This window comes from Trinickia fusca, assembly GCF_003628145.1.
In the GTDB taxonomy this organism is placed as follows: domain Bacteria; phylum Pseudomonadota; class Gammaproteobacteria; order Burkholderiales; family Burkholderiaceae; genus Trinickia; species Trinickia fusca.
Window position 1 is genome coordinate 1 of record NZ_RBZV01000020.1, and the last position, 12,473, is coordinate 12,473.

Here is a 12,473-nt window from a genome sequence, read left to right on the forward strand (position 1 = left end):
CAGGCGGCTCAACGAACGTCCGCGCAAGACACTAAACTTCGATACACCGGCTGAACGATTCCATCTAGCTGTTGCATCGACCGGTTGAATCCGCAGTCGACTGCTGCCGGCCGCATCAGGCAGAGGTCGGCCAAGAGCAGTCCTCGGCGAGGTTCGGCCAAATGTCTGCGTCAGGCAGTTGATAGCTGAAGCTCGACCAGATGGCGGCGAGTGACCACACCACCTCAAATCGACATCGAGTCAGCGAAAGCCTGTAGAGCACCGCAAGCGCCCTAGAGAAGGAAGAGATCTTCGTCCTCCGCGAAGGGCTGACTGAGGTGAACCTTGCCGCCTGGTTGCTCACTTACCAACGTTTGTTCAATCCCAGGGAACGAATCGGGGAGCTCGAAGGACGCGCCAGTGCCGTGCAACCTGTAAAACAATTGCCCCCGTTGATAGCTGTATTCACTTGCGATGTCATCAACGGGCAGTTGCTCTTCACCCGAGACGATGAAGAGGCCTCTCCCGACTGGCTTTGTGACGACAACGCCAGACAGGAATTGCAATGGAAATTTAAGGCTAGGGCCTCTGTAGCGCGGCGAGACCACGTCACATGCGTAGTACATTATCTCCTGAGCCGTGCGTTTGTGCCCGACTACAGCTTGGTACAACAGGATTGCGTCCACCGAACAGTCGGGTCTAGCAATGGCTTCTCGCGCGTAGCGGGTCAACTCCTCGACGTCTGCTGAGCCGTGCACCCGCATAAAGATCACATTGCTGCACCCAGGAGCTCGTGGCGAATACTCGTCAAGCTTTTTGATCGCAATATTGATGTTCTTCTGAAACCTAGCCCGCTCATACTCGGTCTGAGTACAAGTCACATTGCAAGTGTACGAGCCGGGCAGAAACTTCGGATCGAGAATCCTTCGCATCTGGATGGATGCCCCTCTTCTAGGGAACAAATGAGGGGCAATCTCGCCGGGGCGAATGGGCGACCGCCGCAAGGTGGCGGCGATCTCTTCGAATGCATCCGTATCCAGATGCGTGCGAGATCGGATGACGGCCTGCCACCCGCCTCCCGAAGCAAGGACGCGCCGACGCACGATGTTGGCTAGTCTCGCGCTCTCAAACCGGAACTGCTTCTCTTGCTCTGAAATATCGTGGTTTTTAATGGACACCCGAAGCGTACACCCGTCTTGACCCGATACCTCGGCGTCATAGCCGGGATGATGCTGTTTCATGGGTCGAACGTTCATGCCACGAGCAGCGAGGCTACCAAGAGTGACGATCTCAAAGATCAGGCCGTGAGGACTCTGCGCTTGGTTTCGAATATCTCGTGCGGTATCTGCTAGCCACTTCCTGTGCTCCGCCTGCAACTGTTTAATGAAGAAGCCAAGCGACGCGACCTCAACTTTGGCGAGCTTGTCGGTTCGTCGCCAAATGGCCCTTAGCCGATGCGGCGTGGACTCCCTGAGCCAGATCGGGTTGAAGAGGGACTCGACGAGAGCCCGGTATGTGCCGAATTCTTCCTGAGACATCAAGGCAAGGTGGGAAAAGTTCGTTCTTGGTATCAGTCGATGACCATGATCGCTGAGGCAACGAGAGCAACGCCAATGATGATGACAAGCGCTGCGATACGATTGAGCCAAATCGCTTCAGTTCGCCAGCCAGCATAGCAATCCCAAAGTACCGCTGCGTCGGACGCCGCTATTGCGGATTACACAGGCCCGATTTGACGCAACGTCCTCTTCACGATTTCCCTCTTGGCCAGCTGATCAAGGCGGCTATTTAAGTATACTCAGCATCTACACCAGCAACACATAGCTGCACCGTCAGGCATGTTTGCACAGTGTTCATTATAAGGCGAGCTGCGCCTTTCACTGCGCAGAACAGAGCCGCGAGTTTGTCAGAGGTACGCAGATATGTTGGCTCATCGACTACAGTGCCCATGGCCGAACGACTTGTCTCCGGCAGCAAGGTCAGCGGCGCGAGGGACCGCAGCGGATCGGAAGGCGACCGTCCCGTCGACAGGGCTAAATGACTCCAATTACTGTGGAGCAGATTGGTCACCTAGGAGATAGAAGCGTATGCGGGATGAATTGATGACCGAAGCTCTATGCTGGGAACTCGAATCAAAAGTCACGGTGGACTATGCGTATACCGCGAGGGCCGGGTTTGAACTCGCCTGCTATTGCCCACACGAAATCTGCCTCGTCAGGGTGTACCCGAAGAGAAGGGTCAACACGTATTTCTATGCTCCCGACAGACACATCACCGGCTGTCCCAATGAAGCCCGCTCTACGGAATCCTCGCTCTATCCCGGACTACCCAAGCCACGAACCCCAGACGTGCGGTCAAAGCCAGTACCAAACGTACTAGGTCCCGGCCCAACGATCAAGGCGAAACCGAGAGCACCTACGAAGACGGAACTATTGCAGCTTGCCGTGGCGGTACGGGCGCTCCCCGCAGTGCATCCCGGGACGCTCGAAGAAGTGATTGATGCTTGGACATGCATGACGCCCGATGAACGCGCCACGCAGCCGTTAGCCGTTGCGGGCCGGAACTTGACGTACGAAACGGCGTTCACATTTCTCGGTGGCGCTACCGACCACATCGACTCGTTGAACGCGCGCGACCGGATCATCTTCGGCGCGGCTACCGTGGTTGAGCGGGATTACTGCTTTCTGATAGAAAGCAGAAAGAAATTTCAACACGGAACCGGCAAACTCCCTCTACGCTTGGTGTCGACGAAACGGAACGTCGTTCCAGCGTACCTTTCGGAGATGACCGGCCAGAGAGCGACCCTGTTTTGGCACGGCGTCGCCCCGGAATTGGCCGACAAAGGAAACGCGTTCCGCTTTGAGGTTGATTCCCGCTCCGCTTATGCCGGAATCGCTTTGAGAGTTGGGGAACTTGCGCCCTGGACGGTCACAATGACCACGAAAGCGTCTTGCGACGGAGACAGCCGCTGCTGAATGAATACACTCGAGGAAAATCTGGCGGGGCTGCGCGAGAAGCGGGCCGAAGAGGCTCGTACGCGCGGCGCCGCAGCACCTTTCCAGAACGACGCTAAGCCGCTACTTGATCGCTACGATTGCGAGCCGGCGCTGACCACCAAGATTGAGGCGCGGCCACGCGGCACCGGCTTCGATCGCGAGGCGCTTTACGAGATGGTAGTGATCCCCTCGAAGAGTCTTTGGACATATCGCATGGCAAGCGTCTGCTGTTCAACTTGGAGCCGACGCTTGAACGCACCGTCGGGTGCCGGTCCAAGTGACCACCTTTGGCTGGCAAGTGCGGCCCGTCGCCCCTCCTTCCGATTCGCTGCATGGAGGCGGCTGTGTACACGATCGCTCCGTCGGCAGTTAGGCCGTAGTGGACATTTCGGGCGCGAGAGCTAGCAACTTGTAGTGACCGATTCATGAACGGCCGAAGCTCGCGACTCCGATCATCGTGTACAGCTGGCAGATCGCCCAGCGTTTGTCTTCCTCCGAGAAACTCGAAGTGGACGACATGGTACTCTAGGGCTCTCCAAGACAAATACCATCTACCTCCAAAAAGGTGGCGGAAAATCCACTGCTCTCATCGCATGCCTGGAGCAAGTCATGACGACTCTTGCACGCTATTTGTTTCCCCGTGCCCATGGCAAGGAAGCTATCGTGGCACTATCAGCTGTCGTTGCCGGCATCATCGGTTCGATCGCGACCTTGGTAACTTTGGCGATGATGATTCTCGACCATTGACCGATCAGTACAGCGGGACCACTCATATGAGTCTGCTGTCAGTCCGCCAGTGCTGGGCCTGGAATCCCCAACGCGGTGGCGTCACATAGTGCAGCTAGCCTGCAATCTGGCGAACAAAGTACTGGCGCCCACCGTCGAGTGTCGGCTAGGAGACCAGTTCGAGTTCTTGACGCGCCGCCCAGCCTGGCACCGCTCGTAGCGCTCCGTTCCAGCGGCCACCCAGGCCCGTCCCCCACGTGGCAGAGGTAGTGAGGCGCCTAGTCCGGGGGGTCTGTCTCAATTGGCAAAAACACCACTATCATGCGTAGGCCCCACTTTGCATTTGCGCAAGCAAGGAACCGACGAGTTCTTGTCCCATGACAATGTCCATCAGTTCGGCCGGCCTTCGCCCCCCGAGCGCTCCGTAGGGCGCTCCAGCCACTTCCCCACCCACGACGCGGCATTGAACCCTTCGGAGTTGCCGGACTGATCGACCAGTATTTGTACCTGACCAATGAGCTTCGACATCCCGACAAGACGCTCACCCTGTGCCGTGGACAAGTTTTGGTCGGCCTTCGCTTTGCGCGCGACGGTCGCGCGCGGAAAGCCCAGCCGCTTCATCAACTGCTCGTCACTTGTGTTCATCCGGGCCGCCATTTCGCCGACAAGGCCGGCGCGCACACCATGCTTAAGCCACTCGATTCGCTCGATCGGCGAGGCCAGGAAAACCGCTGCAAAATCGAGCAAGTTGAACTGCGGACGCCACGAACTACGCGCAAGGGAAGTTCTCACTTTGTGTGTCGTCGCGGGTCTCGCTCGCGTGGTCCCACTTGACCTAGAAGCATTTGTCATTGTACTGGCCACTTGAAGCCGTCTGGAAACAGGAGTTCGCCCCGGCACAACGGGTCACCGGGTGGCAGAGCGGTGACAATCCATATGCCAGTGCGGTTTGCGCCGGCGGTTGAATCGTAGTGATTCATCTTGTCTCGCCAATCGGAACCCGGCCCCGGCTTCATGCCATGCTGGAATTCCGCGGTAGGCCAAGGGGCCGCCCGATGTGTGCAGCAGTCACCGAATGATGTCCGATGCCACTATGATAGTCCGCCGTAATGGAATATTGGCCAAGCACGTTCACCTCCGGGTCGGAATGGAAAGCTACGAGCCGTTCGCGGCGATTACATACCTCGTGCCGACCTGCCTAGCGACTCCCGACCAGAGATCAGGCACGGCAAATCTGCGGTTTGTAGCAATCTTTTCGATCTTATCGAAGATTGATAATTTTGCTACAAATGACCGAGGTGCATAGACGAAGCCAACATATACAAGCCCGAGCCAGTGCCGCTAGCCGATAGCGCTTCCCCATCGAACACGGGATATAGCATGGCGTCGTGCTACAAGCCTGCCTCCATGCACCACTTCTTCATTTCGAGGAACCTCAATCAAGATAGCGATCGTTGAAACTGATGTCACTCCGACATCGCCGCCGGCAGATCACCCCTAAACCAGAAATGTCATCTCACGAACGAGTCGGAGTCACGACGCTTTCTTGAGGCTCCCCCTCTCGGCGATCATCGTCGTCGCGAGGAGTTCCCGATAGCTGTCATCTCCACTCTGACATATCAATTCGGACTGCTTCTTACTGGCAGGCTTATTCGAACCTGTCACACCAACAGGCTCCCGTTCATACTCTGTCCAGAAATGACCCCAACTTCCGAAGGTAATCCCCCCGTTTTCCACGGGGTTCAGAAGTAGTAGAAACTAAGCGGCCATGGCCAGCCGTTGCTTTGGCGTAAATCCGCCCAGGGCCATGTTCGGGCGGTCGTGATTGTAAGTCCACATCCAATCGGTCGCGACACGCTGCACGTGATCCAGGTCTTCCCAGTGATACTGCGACAGCCATTCGTATCGCACGGTCCGGTTGAATCGCTCGACATACGCATTCTGCTGGGGCTTGCCCGGCTGGATGTAGTCGAGCCGGATGCCGTACTGTCGACCCCATTCGGTGATCGCGGCGCTCAGGTACTCGGGTCCGTTGTCACACCGGATCGCTTGCGGCCGGCCACGCCAACCGATGATCTGTCGCAGCGCACGAATCACACGTTCCGACGGCAACGAGAAGTCGATCTCCCCTTGCACATTCCGATCTGCCACGTAGACATGCACCTCGCGCGGCTCCTCGTTGAATGAGACGAAGGCAAGCGGCACATCGTCAATCCGAAGATACATCGCATCGCTATCCGAGGCGTGGAAAATAAGGATAGCGCCTGTCTTTCCCAACTTCTCTGCGACGACGTTCGCAATCGCTTTCAACGATACCCGCAAAACAACAGCAGGCTCCATTTCGCCGGGCGCGGCGAGTTCCTCAGGACGAATCAGCCTATATGGGTGGTTCATGGCGCAACTCCGACCTCGTCAATTGGAACGATTACAACATCATCGCCTGACGGCAAGGGAACAGTAACAGCAACCGTACCGTTTCTATCCGGTACAGGTTAGATAGCTTTGCCAAAAGCAATCCCAACTCCGAAACAGCCAAACGACCGCAAACAGATGCAGCAGGACGTGTATGTTCTGAACGGGCAACCACGTCAGCCGCGTCACGTACGCACGCGCTTGCTGTTCGTTCGCAGGCAATGCGAACAATTCAGGTATTGAGCGCAGTGGCATCGCCGCCTCGAGAATCGACGTTACACATCGCGATAGCTGCAGTTCGCCTGATCCACTTCGCATCCCCAGTGCAGTTAGCCTGTTTGTATAAGCTCGCGCTGCTCTTTCTTTTTCAATGAAGACGTCAGGCGCCAGTGCAGCGAGAGACCCGGCGGCGATGGCCAGACTTCTCAGCAAGAGAGCCCGGTCGGGTCCAGGATTTGCAAGTAAACAGGTGTCCGATGCTTGTGCAAAATGCTCCTTCCCTGGCAGCAACCAACTGTAACCGCCGGACCTTCCAATCGGTTTCATGGTCTCGCGAAGTTCGCAGTTATGGGTAGGGCATACCCAGACGCCAGGATATTGATGGGCACGGTGCCAATACGCGACCTGAAACTGCTTGATGTCTTCATCGATACATTGTTCGCACGCCTTTAGCGGATGAGCCGCGGAAAACCGGTTCAAGAGCATATACAGCGGATACCTGAGCGACCCTGTCATCGTACTTCGCACTGTTCGAATGATGTCACCCACCCGCTCTTTTGACGTCAATGGAAAGTAGAAGGGCAGCAGCGTGTGCCTGAATACGATCTCCTCTACGCTGCCAAGCTGCCTGCCAGTCCTCGCGACGAACGCGTCAAGGCGCGACGGAACATCATGCTTGCTTCCGGCGCGCGCGTGCTCGAACAACTGCAGACAGGTATCTGAGTCGCGCCGATTACATGCGACGATATGGTGGCGACTCGCGAGACTAAAAATCGTCTCGTCTGGCAGCCATCCCCCGACGGGCAGTGGAATCCGCAGGTCTAACGGCACCTGGTTTGGAGATGCGATTGTCATTTGAACTTGCGCCTACTGATCCGTGGAATCGGCAGCTATTACAGGCACGCGCGCGAAGCGCGGACAACGAACGTTGATCGCGACCATGTCAAACATCGCTGCTCCCGCTTACGACCCGCTCCTGAATCGTTGCCGCCCCTCCGAAAGGGACTTTGCAGATACAGGCTTCTTCACTCGCGGCCCATTTGATCGCCGACTTGCCGCAGTGCCAACATTCCCGACGGTCCCGCCCGCAGCAGCATATGCCTTGGCTTCCGGTGGGCTTAACGCAGCGACAACCACCTGCTGTGCCACGTCTTTCATGAGCCTGGCCTGGTAAAACCTCTGACGTGCCTCCTTGACATTTGACTCCACGTCGAAGGGACAGACAAGATCCTTCCTTCCTGAGGTTGCGCCCACTTCCATACTCGCCAACTCTTCAACATCGGCCCGGTGGATCTGATAAAGAGTGGACCTGTATGCCCAATCGAAATCACAGCGATCCGCGCAAGACTTGCCGCTCTCCCGGGCGTGACCGTAAGCGATGGAAAATAGGAGCAGGAGCTTTCGGCGGAGCGCAAAACTGTACCTATGCAAAAGTTCGGCATCCCTTCGTGGGTCGAATTTCAACGCACCGTTCGCCACACGAAGCACCTCCTCCAGATATGCGACCCACCCGGCTAGCTCATCGGCACACTCCAGACAATCGGGCAACATGACGAGCGGGTTCGATAGCAACCTGTCCCGATACTGCTGCGCACGTTTCGCCAGGCCATGAACCATGTCGTAGTTGGCAGAGTACAAAAGCGGTGGGCCAAGGTAGGTATGAAGTAGCAGCGTCTTCGCGATCCGGGTCGTCGCGCCGCTCTGTGCGAGGAACTGCAGCTCGTCTAGCAATATTGCCGATACGCCGTCACGAAAGACTCCGCGTTGGGCAAAGGGCATCACCGCGCTGACACTGCCCACCCGTTTTGAGCGAGCGGCCCCGCTCGAGGGTAACGTATGCGCGGTGTGCGCCGGATCGCCCCACCGCGCTGTCGATTCGCGCAGCGAGTTGAAAATTGCTGCCTCGGTGTCATGCTCCTTCACCGCCAGGTAGAGAAAGCTGCGCAGAGGAAGCGGATGGCCGAGGACATCGCACTCCGTGTCCGGCAACAGCCTCAGTAACGCCTTAAGCAGGGCGCTCTTTCCGCTACCTGCCAGACCAGTAAGGCAGATCGCAGGACGGGGGGCCAGTTTGACGGACTCGTCGAAGTGGTACAGCTGGGACATGAAAGCTCGGGCATCGACTTCCGGAAAAGCCGCTCGCGAATATGCCCCCGCGACGTCGACGATACGACGAATAACTCGGATGCCGGACGGCGTTGCAATGAAAATCGTCTCTAGCGCGCTGAGCAAGGTCTCAGCGGCCGTACCGGCAGACATCGAATCGAGTAGACAGACTGGTTCCGGCAGGAATTTCGTTCGTGTCGCAATAGTTCTGTCGTCGAGATCGAGAAATCGCTTGGCCCATGGCGTGAAGTCCTTCATAGGGTAGACCTCGGAGTCACGGCATCACGTTCCGCCTTCGACTGTATCTGGCTCTTTCCGCGGCCTTTAGGCCTGGCCGAAGCCCAACTGCCGGCGGCGGGATCTTTGCCTGTAGCTGCCTCGCATGCCTGCTGGTACTTCAGTTCCTCACCAATAGCGTGCTCCCGTTGATCCGACCGCATCGCCGTGAGTTGCTTCGCCTCAGCGGCAAGGTGAATGGTAGTGGAGTACAACTGCGCGTCGTCATCGCGGATGGGGAGTTGCGCGTCGACGCGAACCAGACGGTGGTCCACCTCGATCCAGGCGTGACGAACGCACAGATTCATGCCATAGCCCGGCACCCTCAGCGTCTGCGACCGTGGCAGTCGTTGGCGAAAGCCCGCCGCTTCCAGTTCCGGCGACCCAAAGCTGCGAGCATGGAGCTGCAGCGAATCCCGCGTTGCCTTGAACTCAACCGGTGTCAGGAAGGCACGAACTGCTTCATCAAAACTGATCAGTTCGGCGCTCGTGCGACCGCGTTCGTCAAGCCATCGCCAAATACTCATCGGATTTGGCACGACACCGCGTTCGATCATGTCCGGTGTCAGGCGGTCGCTCGCGTCACTGCGCCAATTGTCTCTAATTGCTCGCAGTATCTCTTGCTTTGCTGCATCGACGGGCGTCAGTGTGCTTTCAAATTTTATGGGTCGTCCTTCTGTCCGGACAGTCCTGGGGTGGGAAGACTCGACGGTCGCCTTATCCCTCGGCGAGAACGACGCCGTCAACTCGCGCCAGGGGATGTACCGGCTGTCGCCTAAAACGGTTTCTGCTGCCCCCGGCCCGCGGTCGATCGACAACTGCGCGGGTATGCCTGCACATGGCCAATCCTCTTCACTGATCTCAAGGCCAAAGAGTTGAGCAAATTCAGCCTTCCGCATGGACGCGCAAAAAAGTGCCATGCGGTAGGCATCTGCGGTCTCGCTTCCCCAAGCAAAACCAATACCCGCGACCACACCTGACAGGACATCTACAAGTCGGACGACGCAGAACTTTTCGTCGGACGCGCTTCCACCGAAATCGCGCAGCCGGTCTTCCCTGTAGTAGCCGTCGGCTTCTGCTCGCTCGAACAGGTTCGCAACGCCCCGACTATATCGCCCCTGGTCCGGAGCCAGGCGATGGCGGACACGGGCAGCCCCGTACACAGCCTCGCTCAATTGATCCGGGCTATAGGCTTTGCGCGCACAGTACGTTACCTGGTTGATCGTCGGGAATGGCTTGCTGTCACGCGACACGATGCGTAAATCCGCGCCTTTTCCCACAGTCGTGCAGTTGAAATTGTTCTTGAGAATCTGAGCATAGATTTCAACCCGCTTTCTGCCGATATCCATGTGCTTGACGTAACCAGCTTCGATTGTCCGGCGAGCCTCTTCGTCGACATGAAAATAGGCGCCACGGCCACCGCGAGGCGGAAGGCCCAGCGGGTTGCCCGTGAATTTGCTTTTGCGGTCCCAGTGTCCAATGCGAACGAACGAAGGGTAAAGCGCACGCGCGTCGCGCCCGAACACCAGGTAGCAGGAGAACCACAAACGTAGCCGACCAGGATGGCTCCTCGGAGCAAATTTACGTGCCAGTGCTGCGATTGCCTGTGAAGGGTCGCCTGACCGGAATATTTGATCAGAGCGACACAGTAAAGGCTGAATCTCAAACAGACGTGCCGTCACCCTATCAATGTTGGAGTGCTTCCTGCGGCCCCTGGCGGTCTCGATGCTTTGTACGTCGATCCCTTCAAGAGACTCCAACCAGCACGGCAACGATGGTTGTGTGCAGCTCACACGAATCGCGCCGTCAAGAAGCCCAGACTCAAAATCCGTCCTCGCGATCCGGCGTATTTCCGCGCTCTTCTCCTTTGCGTCTACGAACTCGACCAAAAAGGTCCAGGTTGGCGAATGAGCGTTATCCAGGAGGTGCAGTTTCGCTGACTTCGGGATGCCGCCGTACCCGTCGGGAAATTCAAGCAAGGACCCGACGTTCATTTCGCACCTCGCACGAACAACTGTGCATACCGATCGAATGGGTTAGTTCGTTCTGGCCTGAGCGGCACATTGACGAGCACCGGCTTAAAGAGATCAACAACCAGCTGACGACGCCAGATCGCCTGGTACAACACAACCAGACAATCCTGCCGTTCGCACCGGAACTGCTTACCCAGGTCTTCCAACAGATCGAGCGGCGCGCATTCCGTCCCGACGATGCCACGAAAAGCATCAACCATCTCCTCTCGCTGGGATTGCTGCAAGCCGGCCCCCCGACTGTCCCATGGAAGCAGCATCCGCAAGTTATCAACGAGCGTCGGATCAAAGGTCGTTCGGGTAACCCGATGCGTCGGAATCCCGCCTTCCTGGTAGCAAACCTCCTCGATCTGGTGACGCGCTCTGGCGCGCATCACGCTTTCAGGGCTTCGACGACGAAGTGGCCGCAGGCCCTGCTGCTCGCCGAACGACTCCTCAGTGAGTTTCACAGTCCAGTTCACCCCATATGCACCCACGGCATCACGCAAAATCAGCAACAGATCGCCAACCAGAGGCACCGGCACGTGATAGGCGCCCTGTGCATCCTCAGCAACGAATCGAGGTTGGTATTTCGTGAGCTCAAGCCGCTCGGCCACGCGAATTGTTCCGGGCAACCACAGCAAATCGAAACTTGCGTCCTCGTAGAGCGATGCGGGGTTACGGGCTGGCTCGAGCGGTAAGCATCGCTGCTCCTGCAAATCGACGAGCGCTGGACAATGAAGCGCCACAACGGTGGCGGCAGCCTCCGTTGTACTCAAAGCATGAACTGACCTCTGAAGCCTGACAGACAAGATCTGACTACAGCGCGACAGGCTTGGCGCTTCCCCGCGGACAGCTTTGATGGCTGGTTGATACTGGGCGCCGATCCTTTCTACGCCCTGACGACTTTCGTAACGCCGAACCAACGCCATCAAACGGGACGACTTCGCTGCTGAACGAGACGATTGCATTGTGTTCCCTTGATCGAGTGAGCGATGCCTACGCACCCGACGAACGGGCACGCAGAGCTGATGCGACACCAAAAAAAGGGAAAAGCAGAACCGACAACTTCGCCTTGACAACCGCGAAGTTGTGGACGACGATACATGTAATCGCAACCTGAAAGCGATATGCACGTCCAGAAAGGCCGCATGCTCCTGCAAGAGCTGCGGCCATTTTGCTTTTCCCCTCCGATTTCAATTGTTCGGCATGGGCACCTCCTGTTGAGTTTCGGTTGGCTTGTCAGTGCGGCTTGACGGCCATGTCATCGGGTTCGGCGTTCCGGCCGACGACTTTATCCCCAGCGCAACCGCGATCCGGTGCGCTTCTCCACGCACGCCACGCGTGCGTCCTAGCAGCACGGCATAAACCGAGTCCGGGTTGAACCCATGCGCGTGTGCCCACTCGACGACTGTTACACCGTGAGAAGCAAAAGCGTCCCGAACTTCTTCGCGCGTTCTGTTGAGCAAGATTGTGGGAACTTGAAAAACGATGAACAAAGTGTATTCATTTCGATCATTTTTTTCAATAAAATACTAAAATAAATATATATCAACATAACACGTATCAATACGCCGCCATTAAGCATTTTAATTCCAATTAAATAAATTTCCTTTCAATCAAAGCGATAGTGACTTTCCCGTCATAGACGATCACTGGCTGCGATGTCGAACGCGGATGCCATTTCACCGGGTGGACGCTCATCTACGACCTGGCGCCCATAGGCCGCGACTGCCGTAGGACCAGTTCG

At 57.1% G+C, this 12,473-nt stretch carries 10 protein-coding genes and 1 pseudogene; 2 read left to right on the forward strand and 9 right to left on the reverse strand.

Translation table 11 applies throughout. The annotated features are described in order from the left end of the window. Window positions 1-272 precede the first annotated feature (272 nt). On the reverse strand, window positions 273-1,517 hold the full coding sequence (locus tag D7S89_RS25820) for a hypothetical protein (protein ID WP_147426771.1): 1,245 nt from the start codon (window positions 1,515-1,517) through the stop codon (window positions 273-275). Window positions 1,518-2,081: 564 nt separating this feature from the next. Here D7S89_RS25820 and D7S89_RS28070 point away from each other — a divergent pair. Further along, window positions 2,082-2,954 carry a hypothetical protein gene (locus tag D7S89_RS28070; RefSeq protein ID WP_245983304.1) on the forward strand — a complete coding sequence of 291 codons (873 nt, stop codon included), beginning with the start codon at window positions 2,082-2,084 and terminating at the stop codon, window positions 2,952-2,954. A 630-nt stretch (window positions 2,955-3,584) separates the two neighbouring features. After that, the gene (locus D7S89_RS27610; RefSeq protein WP_183085348.1) at window positions 3,585-3,722 is read left to right on the forward strand and encodes a hypothetical protein; all 138 of its coding nucleotides are present in this window, start codon (window positions 3,585-3,587) and stop codon (window positions 3,720-3,722) included. Window positions 3,723-4,020: 298 nt separating this feature from the next. Here the strand turns inward: D7S89_RS27610 and D7S89_RS28370 are convergent, their stop codons facing one another. From D7S89_RS28370 to D7S89_RS25860, 8 genes and pseudogenes are all read right to left on the reverse strand, one after another. Then, the gene (locus D7S89_RS28370) at window positions 4,021-4,092 is read right to left on the reverse strand and encodes a hypothetical protein (RefSeq protein WP_245983312.1); all 72 of its coding nucleotides are present in this window, start codon (window positions 4,090-4,092) and stop codon (window positions 4,021-4,023) included. Then, window positions 4,092-4,448 (reverse strand): antitoxin Xre-like helix-turn-helix domain-containing protein, encoded by a 357-nt coding sequence (locus tag D7S89_RS25830; RefSeq protein ID WP_245983305.1) that lies wholly within the window; start codon window positions 4,446-4,448, stop codon window positions 4,092-4,094. Before D7S89_RS25830 ends, D7S89_RS28370 begins: the two co-directional genes overlap by 1 nt. Window positions 4,449-5,459: 1,011 nt before the next feature. Continuing rightward, a pseudogene (locus D7S89_RS28080) lies at window positions 5,460-5,828 on the reverse strand (integrase core domain-containing protein); the annotation flags it as partial. Between the two features lie 351 nt (window positions 5,829-6,179). Beyond that, window positions 6,180-7,187, reverse strand: a complete 1,008-nt coding sequence (locus tag D7S89_RS25840; protein ID WP_121281728.1) for a TniQ family protein — start codon at window positions 7,185-7,187, stop codon at window positions 6,180-6,182. A gap of 108 nt (window positions 7,188-7,295) precedes the next feature. After that, entirely contained in the window at window positions 7,296-8,696 is a 1,401-nt protein-coding gene (locus D7S89_RS25845) for a hypothetical protein (RefSeq protein WP_121281729.1), read from the reverse strand. Further along, a complete protein-coding gene (locus D7S89_RS25850) occupies window positions 8,693-10,708 on the reverse strand; it encodes a hypothetical protein (protein ID WP_121281730.1) in 2,016 nt (671 codons plus the stop codon). Before D7S89_RS25850 ends, D7S89_RS25845 begins: the two co-directional genes overlap by 4 nt. Further along, a complete protein-coding gene (locus D7S89_RS25855; protein WP_147426772.1) occupies window positions 10,705-11,694 on the reverse strand; it encodes a PDDEXK family nuclease in 990 nt (329 codons plus the stop codon). Before D7S89_RS25855 ends, D7S89_RS25850 begins: the two co-directional genes overlap by 4 nt. Before the next feature lie 225 nt (window positions 11,695-11,919). Beyond that, window positions 11,920-12,222 carry a DNA-binding protein gene (locus D7S89_RS25860; RefSeq protein ID WP_342766938.1) on the reverse strand — a complete coding sequence of 101 codons (303 nt, stop codon included), beginning with the start codon at window positions 12,220-12,222 and terminating at the stop codon, window positions 11,920-11,922. Between the last annotated feature and the right edge of the window lie 251 nt (window positions 12,223-12,473).